The following is a 17,239-nucleotide window of genomic DNA, read 5'->3' as shown; positions in this document are numbered from 1 at the left end:
ACTTTTTGTTAAAATACGGTAAGATGGTTGAGGCCCGGGGGCGTAGGATTTAATTTAGGCTCCCTATTGCTATATTTGGCCGCCATCTAGACCATCGGTTGGCATAGTCTTAACTCAATTGATGAAAAAGCATGCCTAAAACTATTTTAAGAAACCTGCAGATAGGTTTTGGAATATCCCTGTTGATCCTGTTAGCGAGCTCAACGGCTTCTTATATCAGTATCCGTAAGCAGAACCATAATAGTGCGATGGTCGACCACAGCCGGCGTGTCATGAGCCGTGTCAACAAAATTCTGCAGGACCTGCAGAATGCCGAAACCGGCCAGCGCGGCTTCCTGCTTACAGGTATGGAAAAATTTCTGGAGCCTTATAAAACCGGTCTTCAGTCGCTGCCCCAATCGCTGAGCCGTGCGCACGACCTTACTTCCGATAATCCCGAGCAACAGCAGATAATCGATACGCTATCCACACTTGTGCAATCCCGACTGGCAAAGCTTGAAAGCCTGGTCAATATCAAAAAGCGTGGTGGAATGGTCTCCGTATCGCAGCTTGAGGAGGGGAAAACCTATATGGACAGTTGCCGTTTGCTGATCAGCAAAATTATCGATCGTGAAGAACTTTTACTCAACAAGCGTTCGGAAGAACTCGGACGTTCTTCGGGTTATACCTCCATCTTTGTATTACTGGCCGCTGCTGTATCCTTATTGATTACCCTCTTCTTTTACTTCCGCCTGCGAGCGGATTTCTTTCAACGGGAGCAGCTGCAGAATGACCTGAAACGTAAAGACGAAGAGATCCAGCGGCGGCTGAGCATTACCCAGCGCATCGCACGGGAGATAGCGGCCGGGCATTATGATATGCAAATACAGGATGGCGAACAGGATGATCTGGGAAGCCTAACGGGATCCCTCAATGAAATGGCGCGTTCGCTCAAAACATCTTTTGAAGAACTCAATAATAACAACTGGCATCAAGCTGGACTAACCCAGCTGGGTAACCTGCTGATGGGTAATAAACAGCAGGAAGAGCTCACGGCTGTCACGCTGGGCCACCTGACAAAATATGGCAGCTGTGTAAACGGCGCTATATACCTGATGGAACAAGATGAGCTTGTCTTAAGGGGATCCTATGGACTCGAAGATCCCGAACGTAAACGCTTCGCCCCAGGTGAGGGCATGGTCGGCCAGGTCTTTAAAGACAAGAAAGAAAAGTTATTCGAAAACCTCGAAGATACCCATTATGTCATCAGCTTTGCTGCTGGGAAGGTATTGGTGAACAACCTTTTTATACTGCCTGTTTTTGATGGTAACGACTGTATCGGTGTAATGGAGCTGGGCGCACTACAACCTTTTTCGAGCATTCAGCTGGCGTTTTTTAGGGATGCGGTGCAAAAGGTAGGTACGACAATTGCGGCGGCGCAGGCCAGACTGGTGGTACAGAATTTATTGGAAGAAACCCAGGCGCAGACCGAAGAACTGCAGGCGCAGCATACCGAACTGGAATCGCTCAATTCGAGCCTCGAAATGCATACCTATAAGCTGCAGGCCTCGGAAGAGGAACTCCGTGTACAGCAGGAAGAATTGGTGCAGTCTAACCGTGAATTGGAAGAGCGCTCCAAATTGCTGGAAGATAAAAATGTGGAGATTGCCGAACGCAATCAGGAAATACAGAAAAAGGCAGCGGAGCTTGAACAGAGTACACGCTATAAGTCTGAGTTTTTGGCCAATATGTCGCATGAACTGCGTACACCACTCAATTCAATTCTGTTACTTTCACGCTTGATGGCCGAAAACTCGGATGGGAATCTCAATGACGAACAGATGGAATCGGCAGCCGTGATTCAAAGTTCGGGAAAAAGCCTGCTGACCTTGATAGACGAGATTCTGGACCTTTCCAAAATAGAATCCGGGAAAATGGATCTAGATGTACAGCCTGTGTTCTTTGCCGATATATTGAATGGATTGACGGCGATGTTCGCACCAATCGCCGCCGACAAGCAGCTGGGATTGGAGATGACCGCGGCCGCAGGGTTGCCGCTGCAGCTCGAAACAGACAAGCAGCGCCTCGATCAGATTTTACGCAATCTATTGTCGAATGCGATCAAATTTACGGCAGCGGGCAAGGTGACTTTGTCTATTGATCGCCAACAATCGCAGAGCGACCGTATTGTCTTTGAAGTGCGCGATACGGGAATCGGGATACCCAAAGACAAGCAGCATCTGATATTTGAAGCTTTCCAACAAGCTGACGGTTCCACACGCCGCAAATTTGGTGGTACAGGACTGGGGCTCTCGATCAGCCGTGAACTGGCGCGCCTACTCGGAGGTGAAATCTTGCTGGAAAGCGAAGAAAATAGAGGCAGTGTATTCCGGCTGATCCTTCCGGAGCGAATTTCGGATGCCACGCCAGCTGCTTTCGGCGCGGAGCAATTGTTACCGGTGGCCGGTGATGTGGAGCCAATAGCGCTGGACTCTGCTGCAGGGGCTTCTACAGCCGTAGTGCAGGCTTCGCAAACAGTGAACTTGTCTGCCGAAAAGACATTGGAGATACCTATCCCAGCCGATATTCCCGATGATCGCGACAGCATCGTTGCAGGCGACCGATTTATCCTGATCGTCGAAGATGATATTGAGTTCGCTAAAATCCTGCTGAAGTATACGCGCCAGCAAAACTACAAGGGTATCGTTGTTGTCCGTGGTGATATTGCTGCGGAAATGGTAGCACGCTATATGCCGCTGGCGGTTCTGCTGGATATTCAACTTCCGCTCAAAGATGGGTGGCAGGTCATGGCTGAGATCAAGGAAAATCCAAAGACAAGACATATACCAGTGCATATTATGTCTTCTTTACAGGTCAAAAGAGAAAGCCTGCTGCAGGGCGCGATAGACTTTATCAATAAACCGATGGCATTGGAGCAGATGGGCGATATGTTCCGAAAAATAGAGGATGCCCTCACGCGGCATCCCAAAAAAGTACTCATTGTTGAAGAAAATCCCAAACATGCGGCAGCGCTGTCGCTCTTCCTTGGAAGTTTTGACATTGCCTCGGAGATCAAGAACAATGTCGAAGATAGCATTGTGGCGCTGAGTTCGGATACGGCAGATTGTGTGATTCTCGATATGGGCGTTCCGGACCGTGTTGGCTACGAGACATTGGAAGCTGTAAAACGCAACCAGGGGCTTGAAAATTTACCGATTATTGTATTTACCGGTAAAAATCTCTCGCAAGTAGAGGAAATGAAATTGAAACGCTACGCCGATTCCATCATTGTAAAAACGGCCAACTCTTATCAGCGTATTTTGGACGAAGTGGGGTTATTTCTACATCTCGTGGAGGAAAATAGCGGTCCTTCGATCAAAGCTCCCGGTAGGCTTGGCTTTTTGCAGGATGTTTTGCAGGGCAAAAAGGTACTTGTAGCAGACGACGACATCCGAAATATCTTTTCGCTCACCAAGGCGCTCGAAAAATATCAGATGACTGTAGTGCCGGCAACGGACGGAAAAGATGCGCTAAAACAGTTGGAAGATAATCCGGATGTGGCGGTGATTTTAATGGATATGATGATGCCCGAAATGGATGGTTACGAAACGATTGCTTCGATCCGAAAAGACCCGCGATACAAAGATATGCCCATTATTGCTGTCACAGCCAAATCAATGATGGGGGATAGGGAAAAATGCATCGCCGCAGGAGCATCTGATTATATATCCAAACCGGTGGATATTGATCAGCTTTTGTCCCTGTTGCGGGTATGGATGTATGAATAATAACGCAATAAATAAACAACATGGATAAGAACAAAACCATATTGATCATCGACGATGATCAGAACAATATATTTGCGTTGAAATTGGCCCTGAAGTCAAGAGGTTTTCAAGCGATAGGCTGCCTGTCTGCTGAAGAGGGACTTGCTCAGTTACGGGATCATGCCGGCATAGGCCTTGTCCTCATGGATATGATGATGCCCGAGATTGACGGTTACGAAGCCACCCAGCTGATTCGGAAAACAAAGAATGCCTGTGAATTGCCCATCATCGCGGTGACGGCACAAGCCATGACCGGCGATCGTGAAAAATGTCTGGCTGCAGGAGCAAATGGCTACATTTCCAAACCGATAGACATTGAACTTCTGGTGCAGCTAATAGGGGAAATAAAAGGATGATTACGGGAAAAAAAATTGTCAGCCAAGAGCAGGTGATGATCCTGATGGAGGATGTGGAGCGTCTCTATGGTTACGATTTTACCCATTACACGAAAGCCTCCTTATCGCGGCGGATCAACCAGCTTTGTCTGCTGGATAATTTTGCGAGTTTTGCCGAGCTGCGTTACCGTGTTGTCCACGATCCGGAATACCTGCAGCGATTTGTCGAAAAAATGACGGTCAATGTGACGGAAATGTTTCGTGACCCAAGCTTTTTTGCACATCTTCGCCGGGAAATCCTACCCAAATTGCGCACCTCTGCTTTTATCCGTATATGGATAGCTGGTTGTGCGACAGGTGAGGAAGCGTATTCGCTGGCCATCCTATTGCAGGAAGATAATCTCCTGCACAAATCGCTGATCTACGGCACCGATATAAACCCTTCGGTGCTCGAGCAGGCAAAGCGGGCTGTCATTCCGATGGCAAATCTAAAATCTTATGTCGAAAATTATCAGCTTTCGGGTGGGAAGGCTGATTTTTCATCGTACTATACCGCTAATTACAACTGGGTGAAACTCAATTCCACGTTGCGGGAACGCATTGTGTTTGCTTCTCATAATTTGGTGAGTGACGCTTCATTTAACGCTTTTCAGCTGATTCTTTGCCGTAATGTGCTGATCTATTTCGATGCACAGTTGCAGGCCAGGGTACTCTCGCTCTTTGATGAAAGCCTCGAAACATTTGGTTACCTTGCCTTAGGCAGTCAGGAGACACTGCGCTTCTCTGCGCTGGCACCCAACTATGATCAGGTGGGCAACGAAAAAATATGGCGAAAGATCAAGTAAGCGGGACGGGATTTTTACGTGAACTCGTTAAAAAAAATAACTAAATAAAAAAAATAAAGTATCTTGGTAGGATTGGAGGAAAAATGACTAAAATTCTTTTAGTTGATGACCACCGGCTTGTGCGAAATGGGATACGCTTGATTATTGATACCCACGACAAGCTTTCGGTGGTGGCTGAGGTAGACAGTGCTGAGGACGCATTAGTCTATCTCGAACAAAATACATTGCCGGATCTGGTTTTAACTGATGTGAATATGCTGGGGATGGATGGAATCAGTTTTATCCGGATGGCCAAAAAAATCTATCCGGACGTCAAGTTTGCCATATTATCCATGATCGAAGAGCCCGTTCAGGTAGCTGAAGCTTTTCGGGGTGGGGCCGATGGCTATTTATCGAAAGGTGGCGATTATGATGAGATCTTGTTTGGCTTATTGCGCTTGGCGCAAGGTCACAAGTATCTGATGACCAATTTCGGTTTGCGCTTTATGGAAGATTATAACGTCGAGAGCAGTGCTACGGTCGATGTAGGTTCGCGCCTGGCACAGTATGAGATTTCCGACAGGGAGTTTGCTGTGCTGGAACTGATTGCCCAGGGTTTTACAGCTGTAGAAATCGCGGATAAAATTTTTCTAAGCAAACGAACCGTTGAAGGACATCGCCAAAATTTGATGGATAAGACAAAAAGTAAGAATACGGCAGATTTGATCCGTTTCGCTTTTCAGCAGAAGCTTTTGCAATAAGCAGACGAAAAATAGGCCTTTGTTTTCGCATTGTTTGGTACAACGCAGAAAACATAAGGCCTCTATTAGCGATGGTTAGTTGCCGCTGTTTAAGGGGAAGCTGGCTTCCAACCATTGTCCCGCGCTGTACCGAGCTCGCCGAACTTGCCTTTTTCACCGGCAGCGTCTTTCCCGCCAAAGGTGTAGACAGGTTCCCCGATGAGCTCGAGCTGGATCTGCGGTATGGGGAACTGGGTCGGAGTACCGCCTTGTAGCAGATCATTTCTCCGCATGAAGGTGAAGGGTACAAAAGTACCCCCTGCTCCATCTATTTCTATGGCATATTCATAATGAATGGCGTCTCGTAGTGCACTAGCATTGGCTATCACGTCGGGAAGACCACCCTTTTGTTTGCGGGCGGCATTCGAAACGTTCAGCTCAGCCGCAGCACCCTGATAATCTTTCAACCAGTATTTTGCTTCGGCCCGCAACAAGCGTGTTTCTTCAGCCAAAAAGTAAGGGTTGACAGCACCGGCAACATTGAGGGTAGACAATTTGGGATACATCCATCTGGACCGCATGTAATTGCTAAAGAGACCCCTTCCCCTTGCTTCCAGTAGAATACCAAAGTTATTGGTGTAGGTAAAATATTGATAGAAACGTTTATCGTCAGATTCGATAGGTGCCAAAATAATGCTGTTGTTGGTTGGATAGGCTGTGGGCGTTTTTCTTGTTTTATCCGCCAAATAGGCTATTTTAATATCTGCAGGCACATACGAGGCCGTTCCGTAGGGCCGTTCTAGTACATCGACCAAGGCATTATAATAGCCGCCCACGGTAGTGGTGATGGTGTAATCGGTCGTAAAACCCTTGTTAGCATAGGTAAGAACTCTGTTCCAATAAGGGGAACCCAAGTTTTCTGCTTCGACTTTGTCCCGTGCTACGGAGGAAAGGATCCGTGCAGAAAGCGAATTGATCAGCAATACAAGATCGCCTTTGGAAATGGTGACGCCCTTTAAAAAATCGAAATTCAGGTTGGGCGTTTCGGCAATCAGCTGCAAGGTCTTATCCAGGTGCTTGATGCCATTCTCGATCAGCTCTTTATACGAATTGGGAAACTCCTTGAGTTTAAGGTTAACATCATCGACAATCAGTCCGCGGTCGAATATTGCGCCCAGGTAACCCTGGGAGACACCTTTTGCGTAATAGGCACCGATAAGGCAGTCCTTAGTCCGGTCGGCACCCTTGTCATCATAGATCGTTAACTTTTGATGCTCGATCAGGTCGATCACTTTGGTGGCATCCAAATTGGATTGATAAAAATTGGAATACACCTCACGAACGGCTGCATTACCGCGGTAAGCCGAATTGTTGTTCAAACGTAACCGCGGCTCGTTCGCAAAATCCCACCAGGACTGACTGCCATTGGTATTGGTTGACTGGTCTGCCCAAAGGCTAAAATGGGAACCACCTGCGTTATTGGTCGTGGTATTAAAAGTGGTCTGCACACTGCTTGTTGTGAGTACATAGCCCAAACTTTTTATCTTTTCTATTGCTTCGGCATTCGTCAATGTCGAGGGATCATCAAATCCGATCGATTCGCATGAACCGAATGTGAAAAGAACGGCTAAACCAAAAAATATCTTCTTCATGTTTTGCTTTGTCTGATTAGGTTAAAAATTGAAGGTTAACTTGCCGGATATAATACGGTAGGAAGGGTAATTGAATCCATCCTGTCCGATTCCATCTACATTAACGCCCTTGTAGTTTGTCCAGATAAACAGGTTTCTACCGATAAGGGATAAATTGGCATTTTTCAGAACCTTGGAAAGGCCTAGTTTTTCTGTAGGAAGTTTATAGGATAACGAGAGCTCGCGAAGGGCCAAATAGGTGGTTTTTTCGATCCAATAATCTGTCACTTGGGAAGCGTTGAATACCTGCGTGGTAAAGTTTAGCGGTTTGCCGGCGGCCGCACTTCGGTCAGAAAATTCTGAGCGATACACATAGGTCAGGTATTGTGCAGTTTCATTGAATTTCTGTCCTCCTTGCTGCCAGTCCAGCACGCTGTAAAGTGAAAAACGCCCGTAATTAAAGGTATTGGTAAAGCCCAGTAAAAAATCTGGATTCGCATCGCCGATAATTTTGGCATTACCCGTTGCGGCATTGACATAAAATACGGGAGCTTCATTTGCCGTACCCAAAGCTGCTTTTTCGACGACAACACCAAAGTCATTCACCACATAATCTTCAATCCGTTTTGTACCGTTACCGGCATTGATGACAAATCCGTCGGCATTGGTTTGCAGTTGCGCGAGATCCGAGTGGATACTGTATCCATAGATTGCTGTGGTACTGGCGCCGACAGCTTTGCGGTAACCGTTGTATGTAAATTCGGGAACATCGCCCAGTGATGTAATCCGGCTACGGACACGGCTGAAAGTAAGGCCCGATGACCAACTAAATTTTTTATGCTCGAGCACTTTTCCATTGATCTCCAGTTCGAGTGAATTTGATTTTACAGCGCCCAGATTGTCGTAGATGCTTGCTGAGCCCGAAATTGGTGTAAAGGCTGGGACAGATATAAAATCGTTGGTACTATTGGAAAAAGCGTAGTTGAACTGCACATTAAGTCGCTTAAATAAAACGGCATCAAAACCAAGTTCCGTTTCCGCGGTAACTGCCCGCTTCAGGTCGGTATTATCATTTTGTGTATAGCTGACACCCCCTGTATTGGTGATGCTGACCCGGCTGTCTTTGGCTCCAAAAGGAGGAAGGCTTCCCGCTTTTCCATATGCAACTCGCAGCTTAAACTCTGTCAGCGGATCGAGCTTGATATCCTGTGTCAAACGGTAGGCGGCAGAAATGCGGGGGAAAAAGGCTGTACCCACATCGCGGCCAAACCGTGAACTCTGATCGAGCCGGCCAAGGGCGTCGACAAATAACTTATCTGCCCAGGCAAACTTCGCGTTGAGGAAATAGCCATGGTTAACTGTTTTTTCCCAATTGGATGAAATGACCCTCGTGCTCGGTTCAGTTACATCCAAGCTTTTGACTGGGGCAGTCAGATTTCGCCCGGAAGCATTGAAGCCTGTCTGTGATGCAAATTCATACACATATTTGGCGGTAAGCCCCCAATCCAGCTTTTCCGTTCTACGATTGTAATTTAATTGGAGCTGACCATTTTTACTGGTGCTTTTGGAGGTTCTTAAAGCATAGTTTCCATTGTTCAGACTAACATCCGGGACAATGGTCTGATAACCTTTAGGATAGTATTCCTCGGTGTTATATTGTTTTGTCTGTAGGGAAAGAGCACCTTCGGCACTCAGGTGTTCGGTAATTGCATATTTTAGTTTTCCGCCCAAGAGCAGGTTCTCGGTCTGATAGGCGTATTCCTCATTGCTCAGTCGATAGAAAGGATTCGTCCACTGCTGGCCAGAAAGATTACTGCCTTTGGGAAGGTAGACATATTTTCCTGATTCATTCTTTTCGCTGAGATCGATAAAAGGTTCGACAAGTAACGTCGAATAAAGCAATCCATCCGAACGGCTGGATACGGCACTCGAAGGTGTATTGAAGAAGCTGTACTGCGTGGTTAGATCGGCTGTAATCTTGGGTGAAACCCGGTAACCAAGATTGAACAGGATGTTCTGTCTTTTGTCTGCATCGACGACTGGTGAAACACCGCCTTTGTGTTGGTTTTGCGCAGATAAATAGATGTTATATTTTTCACCACTTGCTGCCGCAGATATGGAATTTGTAAAATAGCTGGTCCGACCCAATAGATTTTTGGTATTGTCCACATAGTCTTTATAGGGATGCAGATTGACCGAAAAACCATTTTCCTTGTAGTCGATCACCCGGGCACCATTGACCAATAGGAAAGATCCATCTGGGTTGACCTTGAAATGATGCTGATAGGATAGGGGAGGAAGTAATAACAGACTCGAATAACCAAGTTCGTTGTCAAGGGCGATATTCAGTTTCCCCTCCTTTTTGCCATTTTTGGTCAATACCTGAATGACTCCGCCCTCGCCGCGGGTTCCATATAAGGCCGAAGCTGCAGCTCCCTTGACAACTTCAATGCTCTCTATGTCGTTGGGATTAAAATCTGAAAGACGGAGGGCAGTGACGAAGCCATCCACCACGATCAAAGGTTCTATTTCTCCGGTCACGGACTTTGACCCACGGAGATATACCGATGCCCCGGCATTGCCCCCCGACTGGTCGATACGAAGGCCGGCGACTTTTCCGCGTAAGCTCGTGGAGGCATCAAGAGCAGGAACGGTGCCGATCAGTTCCTGGTCTACTTTGGTCAATGCGAAGGATAGTTTTTTGCGGCTTGTACCTTGAGCAACACCGGTTACCACGACTTCTTCCAGGTCTTTACTTGCTGGGCTAAGCTCAATAACAATGGGGCTTTTGTCGATAACAAGGGCTAGCGACTTGTAGTTGAGATGCGTTAGCTTGACCTTAAAAGGGAGCTTCTGTCCAGTAACAAATTGAAATTTACCCTCCCGGTCGGTTCTCACAGCATGGGTAACAGCGTCCAATTGCACAGTGACATCTTCTATAGGCTGTTTGGTAGAAGCGTCAATGATATGGCCCTCAAGGGTTGCGTTTACGATAGGTTTGGGTTTGTTCTGTGAATAAGTGGGGTGTACCCAAAAAAAGAACAATAGAAAATAGATAGAATACAGCCGTACTCCAATGTTTTTCATAGGATTTGGATTAATAGTTAAAATTAAACAAGTGCCAACGCCAATTGATTACTTGCAGGATTTCTAGGGAATGTTTCTACAGCAGAACACTGTAGCTTTTTGTTAGCGACGCATTCGCATGGATAGGATGTTGAATTGTTGATTTTTCATAAAGGATCTTAAATGTTAAAAAAGTTTAGTTGATTGAATGTAATAGTCAAATATAGGAAATAATAAATAAAGTCTATAATATTAGTAGATTATTTTTAGATCAATGGAGTTTGGCAGTTGCGATTAAATCAAGGCGGGCTTCCATTTAATGGAAGCCCGCTTTTTTTGGCATCTATGATCGCTTCTGTTTCTAGCATGGATGCTAGCGTAAACATAGCCCATGTTTGAGTAGGCCATTGCCTGGATTCTTTTCTACTTCAGCTTTTTCAATTTTACCGCTTTTATTGATGGGGGTATTACATAGCGATTCAATGGATCTTTGTTTATTCCTTCCACCTCATAATGGCTTTCGGGATTTACATTGAGCAGCATATTCGTGCTATATTGGTTTGCCTCAGTATTGAAGATCAGGGTGACGCTGCGGTCTTTTTGATCGTACTGTAATTCGGCAATTTCTCCGGCATCGGTGGTCAACCAAAGATTTTCTTTTGCCAGAAAGACACGTCCTTTGGAAGCTGTAGTCAGGGCAACCGAGACCAGCTGTTTTTCGGTTTTTAGCTTACCGCTGAAAGCCAGCCAGCCAAATTCGGGATGGTCGACAATATAGGTACCTGAATTAACAGCATAACCATAAAAACCGGTTCCATAATCACCCGAGATGCCGTCATTGGCCAGTGTGGACGGGTAAGAGTGGAATGCTCCAGGACCAAAGCCGTCTTGGGTGACATTGGCCAATGCGCCCATCATACCGGCATGTCCGATCCGTAGCAGGTAGAAATCGTCTGGATGGTCGCGGTAGGCCGTTAGGACGGGAATGGCATTGAGGGCCGAACCATAATGATGCAGCTGACGCTCAATACGGGAGAGTTTGCCACCATAAACAAAATCCCAATAACGGCGCGCACTGCCATTGTACCCCCAGTGGGGAACGGTTGGCATGTAGGCGATGATGGCATTTAGGGTGACTTGAGCCTTTTCATCGAAACCAAAAAAGCGTGACCAGAGGTATACCTCTTCCTGACCGGTAGAGTCCCAGGGCATCTCGCTTCCGAATGGATAATTGAGGGTTTTCCAATGCTCCGCTCGCTTACGCATGGCGGCTTCAAGCTTATCGGCCATAGTCGTTAATCCTTCCTTTCTGAGGTCATTGAGGATGATAAGGAAGATACTGCCTTCCATTTGACCGAACTGCGCGTAATAAGGCGCTTTTTCGACCATGGCGATACTGGTCTGGTACGCCCGTTCGAGGTACTTGTCCCAGGTTTCTTCGTTGACCAGATTGTTATAGTTGCGGGCAAGCCTGTACATCACCCAGTGTGCTGCCGCCACGTGTGGGTAATTGTAGGAGCGCCCAATGTCATCGGCTTCTTTTTTTGGCCAGGCCGCCCAGGTCTTCCAGTTGATGTCCGAACGGTAGGTTCCTGCGGGCATCGAGTCGGGTTCATAATAAAATAGGCTTTTGACAACCCCATATTTCTTGTCGCCTTCTTTATGCTGGATATGGCCATATAGCGTCTCATTGACAAAACGTTTCAATTTGGCTATTTCCTGCTGATCGGGCTGTAGTACCTGTTTCATCAAGGCGGCAAGCCAGCTTGCGGCACCGGCTTCATCGCTTAGACCCGCAAACCAGGCACTCTTATTTTGGGTGATGGGCTGCTGTTCTTCATAGTCGTAGGATATAACAGATGGTGATCGGCCAAAAAGATCTTTATCGTTTTCATACCACTGCCTGGTAGTGAGGAAATGGCCCAGATCTTGGACGACTTCTTTTTCAGATTTGATCACTTTATAGTGTATCGTCTGTGTAATGCCATCCCGGTAGTTGATGGTAAGCCGCGCACGTCCCCAATGGTTGCCCTTCACTTCGTATTCGGTCCAGTGCTGTGCTGTACTTCCTTTTTTTGTCAGGGTTAAAGCACCTTCAGGATAGACACTGACATTTTTGACCGCTTTGCTATGCTTAACAAAAAGTTTGGCGGGATTGTCCATGGGGACAACATATCCGGGCAGTCCAACAGCAACAGGCCGATTATTTTTCAGTAACTCCGATTCAATTTGCCGGATACTTGGTGCGAGGACAAATTTTAAGGCAAAGGTCTTTGATTCATGTGGCTTCAGGAGGGTAGAAGTCGGTGTATTCCATTGTTCTACGCCTTTCCAGTCAGTCTCGGCATGGGCCTTACTGTGGATCAGCCATTCATGAAATCCCTCAAAGGTAATACTTCGGGGAGTCGGGTCGGTATTGAGCGGATTGTAGGCTTCAAAGCCTGCATTTTTATAGGGCAATACCAATAGACTCGGTCCATTGCCATGTAGACGGTTGACCTGTAAATACCCTGCATCTTGGCCGATATAGGGATCGAAAAATACATTCTGTGCATGCGCCTGATCGAGATTTTTCCAGTCCATGTTGTTATTGAATGGAAGGGGGATGCCCAGCGCGCCAATTTCGATGGTATAATCAGTTGGATTTGAAATCTCAAAGCTAAGGATCAGGTCGCCATGGTCATCTTGCCAGTTGCGGATGACCTTTAAGGGGATGTTGTTGAGCGTAGGACTAATATCTGCGCTTGCCAGGTTATTTTTTGTAGGACTTAGCGCCTTCACGTGCTTACGCGCTGTAGCCGAAGAATAGGCGCTCCAGGAGCTGTCGCCCTGACGACGCAAACTGATCGTGATGTCACCGATATGAAAAAATTGATTACGGTCTCTTTTGCGCAGGAGTTCAACAGGTGTATAGTCAAAGTCTTTTTCGCTTCCGTTGGGACGAAAAGAAGATAGCGTCTGCGATGCATTGAGAATGGCTACATTGAGGTTTTTGAGGGTGAAGCTTTTGGCGCCCTCTTCTACGCCTAAAGTGGCTTGCTGCGCTTTGACTGCTTTCCATACGGGGTGTTCATCCTGCTGGCTATATACGCTGCTTGGCAACTGTGTGCATACAAGCGCAAATAGGATCCAATAGCATTTTTTAAGATTCATTTTAGATATTTTAATACTCATTATAAGACAGCTAAGGTCAATGCTCTTACAAAGATGAAGGATTGTACCCTGTATTTATGGGTAGATTTTAACCTTCAATAGCCCATTTTTAACCAGTTAGCCCTCAAAATTTGTAATGCGATGACTGAAGTTATAAATTTAATGTTAAATAGACATTTATCGTAGATTTTATTTGTTGTAAAGTCTGTTAAATGGCAATATCGTTTCTTATGTACCTGTAAACTCTTATGTACTGTAAACTCTGTGTTATCATGAAACATCATTTTTCTTTCGTTATTTTGGCAGCAATGGTTATGTCGATTACAAGGCTGGTGGCTCAGCCGTTGAAACCGTACCAACAGCCCAATGTATTGAATCCACTGCTGCCCGGATATTTTGCGGACCCGAGCATTAAGAAAATTGCCGATACATATTATATCTATGCGACTACGGATGGGAACGGTTGGGGCGCAGGTCCTTCGCAGGTGTGGAGCTCCCGGGATCTGAAGAACTGGACCATTCAACCCATGAACTGGCCCAATACACATTGGTACTGGGCGCCTGATATGACGCAGGGATACGACGGACGGTATTACCTCTATTATAGTCAGCCTGTAGAAATTTTTGGTGCAGTGGCCGACAGCCCGACGGGACCCTGGGAACCTTTGGTAGCTGGAGGCAAATCGATGATCCCTAATTATATGATTCCAGGTGTAATTACTCTGGACGGGCAAACCTTTCGGGATGATGATGGCCGCATTTATCTATTTTGGGGAACCTGGGGAATCTACCCCGATCATGGATGTGGGGTGGGGATATTCAACAGGGATATGAAAACGTTCGAAAAGACAGCATTGATCCCCAATACGGTGGCAAAGGACTTTTTTGAGGCGCCCTATATGTTTAAGCGTAAGGGCATCTATTACCTGATGTACTCCTCGGGGCATTGCGAAGATGGTACGTATCGTGTTCAGTACGTTAAAAGTAAAACCGGTCCAATGGGGCCTTTTGAATACCCGTCGACCAATCCAATATTGAGTACAAACGAGGATGGCAGTATACACGGTCCGGGACACCATAGTATTCTTGAACAGGATAATCGTTATTTCATTGTCTATCACAGGCATAACAATCCACACGCTGGGGGTGGCTTCCACCGTCAGGTTGCCATGGACGAGCTGTTCTTTACGCCTGACGGCGATATTGAGCCGGTGCGGCCCACACATGCTGGTGTACCGGATTTACTTACATCGGCGGTAGAGCCGGTAGATTTGGCTTTCGGTAAAACCGTGACGGCCTCTTCCTGGTACAATGCGGAATTTAGGCCTTCTTTTTTAGTAGACAACAACAATGGAACGCTATGGCGGGCCAAAAATAATCAGGGACCCGCCTGGGTAGCTATTGACCTGGGTAAACCAATGGATATACAGACCATAGCCATTCAGTTTGAATACCCAACGTATGCCTATCAATACCGACTTGAAACTTCTGTGGATGGTCTTGCCTGGAAAAGTTTTGTAGATCGTTTGGATAACGACCGTTGGGCAAGTCCTATTGTGGAACATGGTAAAGCTTCGGCAAGATATGTTAGATTAACCATTTTCAACACGCAATTGAATGGACTTCCAAGGGCTGTTTGGAACATGAAAGTATATGCACAACAGCTTCCACAACAGACGCTATGGTCTGCAGCACAAAAGATGCCTGTGCAGGAAGTCGCAGTGGGTAATTTGATCCATATCGATGCGGCTAATTACCAGGAAGGGCAATACGTAAAAAGTATTCAGAATAAAGGGCTACTCGGGGGCATATTCAGCACGGAACAGGCCCTGGCTGTTAAAAATTATCAGGGTAAAAAGGCATTCTTCTTTGATGGTGGGACTGCGCTGCGGTCGACATTCGCTGTGCCGCAGTCATTGGCTGCAAATGGCTCCTATAGTATAGGACTATGGGTCAATAATCCGGACATAGCGCGGTTTGAACAGCTGGTTGCCTGGTCGTCGGGGCAGCAGGATCTCAGTAAAGCGATTTTTGGTTATGGTACTGATGCCGGACGTGGGGCCATCACGCATGGCTCTTGGCCTGATATGGGGTATGCGTCGGTTCCGGACTCAAATGTGTGGCATCATATTGTATTTTCTTTTGACGGCTATCAGGAGTCTGTTTATGTGGACGGAAAGCTGCAGCGCAGGGAAAATAGGATGCTGTTTGTCAAGCCCGGGGATGTTTTTGTCCTGGGAGCTTCGGATGTACTGGACCAGCATTTTTCGGGCTATGTATCCAGTTTGCAGGTATATAATACGAGCTTGGATGAGGAGGAAGTGGTTAGGTTGGCCAATAAAGTACCTAAATCGAATTTCTTTGCGCTGCAAACTGACGATTTAAACCCCGGAAAGCTCAGTACCTTGCGGAACCAGGGAACAGCTAAGGATACTTTAGTGACGGTTGACGATGCGGTGGTCATGGTAGCGGGAAATAGACTGGCACTGAAAGGTAAAGCTTTTGAAAGTGCGGCGCTAAGGGAGATTCTTCAGCAACAGCGTTATACACTTGATTTTGATTGGTATGACGATGCTACCTGGCAGCATGCTGTGCTTGTCAATGATAAAGGAAAGAAGAGCTTTTATCGCAATGGGAAGATTGAAAAGCGCGTGTTTTCTGACAAACTGCTGCGGATAAATAAGCCTACTATCGACTTTGCTTATCCATTTCATTTCTTTCGCGCCTATGCTGGTACCGTAACATCGGACGAGGTAGACGCGAAGTTCAGTCAGTGGAAAGCGGGCCTAGCCAAGGGACTGGACGGGTATGTTCCGCAGGTGCTTTCTCCGCCGCGCCTGATCAATGCCGATCAGGTATTTGCACAGGTAGAGAAAAAGCCAGGAATGTGGTATTTATTCCGTTCTGATGGTGAGAGCTCAGGCTGGAAGCAGCAGTCTTACCATCTTTTTAAATCATCCGGACCCGGAAAATCTATCGAAGTTCTTGCGAAGGATGCCTTTGGCCATGTCAGTAAACCGGTAGTGGAAGCGATTTCGGCGCAAAAGCCGAAATTGGTGCAGCCAGCACAGGATGAAAGCTATTCAGCCAAGGATCAGGAAATTCCTTTCTGGGATGGTTATCACTACAGTGAAAAAACCGATAGTACACAGACAGCGCTTTCCTACCTAGCTGGAACCTGGAAAATCCAGTCCAAAAATACAAAATGGGGCGATGCAGATCTTCTAGCCCCGTTTGTTTTTAAAGAGCTGGAGGGCGATTTCACGCTAGAGGTTAAGGTAAGTGATGTGGTAGGCCTGGGCCGTAAAGTACGTACATCAAGTGAAGCTGGTGTCATGATTCAAAGCATGGATCGTAAGGATGCCTACATCAGCAATTGTATTTTGACGGGATGGAACCTAGGCAACCTTTCGCGGAGCATCGGTCCGCAGATTTTTCAGGAAGAGAATACAGGAACGGGCCTTAATTTTTTGCCTTACCTTCAGGTCCAAAAGGTCGGTAGTTATTTCTTTTTGCGTTGCTCGATAGATGGTGTGGATTGGAAAGATCTGCCTGGAACACCGTTTCTACGTCCCGATCTGAACGGCAAAAGACTGCGCGTCGGCCTTTACCAGATTGCCGGTAACAACCAGTTGGGCTATGGCGAATTTGAAAGACTTCGTATCTGGAAATAAAAACAGTGAG

The 17,239-nt window shown here is 46.6% G+C and carries 8 protein-coding genes; 5 read left to right on the top strand and 3 right to left on the bottom strand.

The features are described 5' to 3' along the window. Positions 1–131 precede the first annotated feature (131 nt). From AAH582_RS17830 to AAH582_RS17815, 4 genes are all read left to right on the top strand, one after another. Positions 132–3,767: a response regulator gene (locus AAH582_RS17830; protein ID WP_343319247.1), complete on the top strand. Its 3,636-nt coding sequence runs from the start codon at positions 132–134 to the stop codon at positions 3,765–3,767. 20 nt (positions 3,768–3,787) lie between these two features. Then, positions 3,788–4,162: a response regulator gene (locus AAH582_RS17825; RefSeq protein ID WP_343319245.1), complete on the top strand. Its 375-nt coding sequence runs from the start codon at positions 3,788–3,790 to the stop codon at positions 4,160–4,162. After that, the gene (locus AAH582_RS17820; protein WP_046675239.1) at positions 4,159–4,986 is read left to right on the top strand and encodes a CheR family methyltransferase; all 828 of its coding nucleotides are present in this window, start codon (positions 4,159–4,161) and stop codon (positions 4,984–4,986) included. The genes AAH582_RS17825 and AAH582_RS17820 overlap by 4 nt, the downstream gene beginning before the upstream one ends. 83 nt (positions 4,987–5,069) lie before the next feature. After that, positions 5,070–5,726 carry a response regulator transcription factor gene (locus AAH582_RS17815; RefSeq protein ID WP_046675240.1) on the top strand — a complete coding sequence of 219 codons (657 nt, stop codon included), beginning with the start codon at positions 5,070–5,072 and terminating at the stop codon, positions 5,724–5,726. Between the two features lie 89 nt (positions 5,727–5,815). Here AAH582_RS17815 and AAH582_RS17810 read toward each other — a convergent pair whose 3' ends face one another. From AAH582_RS17810 to AAH582_RS17800, 3 genes are all read right to left on the bottom strand, one after another. Then, on the bottom strand, positions 5,816–7,357 hold the full coding sequence (locus AAH582_RS17810) for a hypothetical protein (protein WP_343319244.1): 1,542 nt from the start codon (positions 7,355–7,357) through the stop codon (positions 5,816–5,818). A gap of 21 nt (positions 7,358–7,378) precedes the next feature. Next, a complete protein-coding gene (locus tag AAH582_RS17805; RefSeq protein ID WP_343319241.1) occupies positions 7,379–10,423 on the bottom strand; it encodes a SusC/RagA family TonB-linked outer membrane protein in 3,045 nt (1,014 codons plus the stop codon). A 402-nt stretch (positions 10,424–10,825) separates the two neighbouring features. Continuing rightward, positions 10,826–13,555 (bottom strand): DUF5695 domain-containing protein, encoded by a 2,730-nt coding sequence (locus AAH582_RS17800; protein WP_343319239.1) that lies wholly within the window; start codon positions 13,553–13,555, stop codon positions 10,826–10,828. Between the two features lie 272 nt (positions 13,556–13,827). Here AAH582_RS17800 and AAH582_RS17795 point away from each other — a divergent pair, with 272 nt between their 5' ends. Next, a complete protein-coding gene (locus AAH582_RS17795; RefSeq protein ID WP_343319236.1) occupies positions 13,828–17,229 on the top strand; it encodes a family 43 glycosylhydrolase in 3,402 nt (1,133 codons plus the stop codon). The last annotated feature ends 10 nt before the right edge of the window (positions 17,230–17,239 follow it).

It is taken from the genome of Sphingobacterium multivorum (genome assembly GCF_039511225.1).
GTDB lineage: Bacteria > Bacteroidota > Bacteroidia > Sphingobacteriales > Sphingobacteriaceae > Sphingobacterium.
Note: the sequence above shows the minus strand (reverse complement) of the source record. Positions and strands in the feature narration are given on the sequence as shown.

Bases quoted from the DNA above. Each gene is read 5' to 3' on its own strand.
- AAH582_RS17830 (WP_343319247.1), top strand. From the start codon at position 132: ATGCCTAAAACTATTTTAAGAAACCTGCAGATAGGTTTTGGAATATCC.
- AAH582_RS17825 (WP_343319245.1), top strand. From the start codon at position 3,788: ATGGATAAGAACAAAACCATATTGATCATCGACGATGATCAGAACAAT.
- AAH582_RS17820 (WP_046675239.1), top strand. From the start codon at position 4,159: ATGATTACGGGAAAAAAAATTGTCAGCCAAGAGCAGGTGATGATCCTG.
- AAH582_RS17815 (WP_046675240.1), top strand. From the start codon at position 5,070: ATGACTAAAATTCTTTTAGTTGATGACCACCGGCTTGTGCGAAATGGG.
- AAH582_RS17810 (WP_343319244.1), bottom strand. From the start codon at position 7,357: ATGAAGAAGATATTTTTTGGTTTAGCCGTTCTTTTCACATTCGGTTCA.
- AAH582_RS17805 (WP_343319241.1), bottom strand. From the start codon at position 10,423: ATGAAAAACATTGGAGTACGGCTGTATTCTATCTATTTTCTATTGTTC.
- AAH582_RS17800 (WP_343319239.1), bottom strand. From the start codon at position 13,555: ATGAATCTTAAAAAATGCTATTGGATCCTATTTGCGCTTGTATGCACA.
- AAH582_RS17795 (WP_343319236.1), top strand. From the start codon at position 13,828: ATGAAACATCATTTTTCTTTCGTTATTTTGGCAGCAATGGTTATGTCG.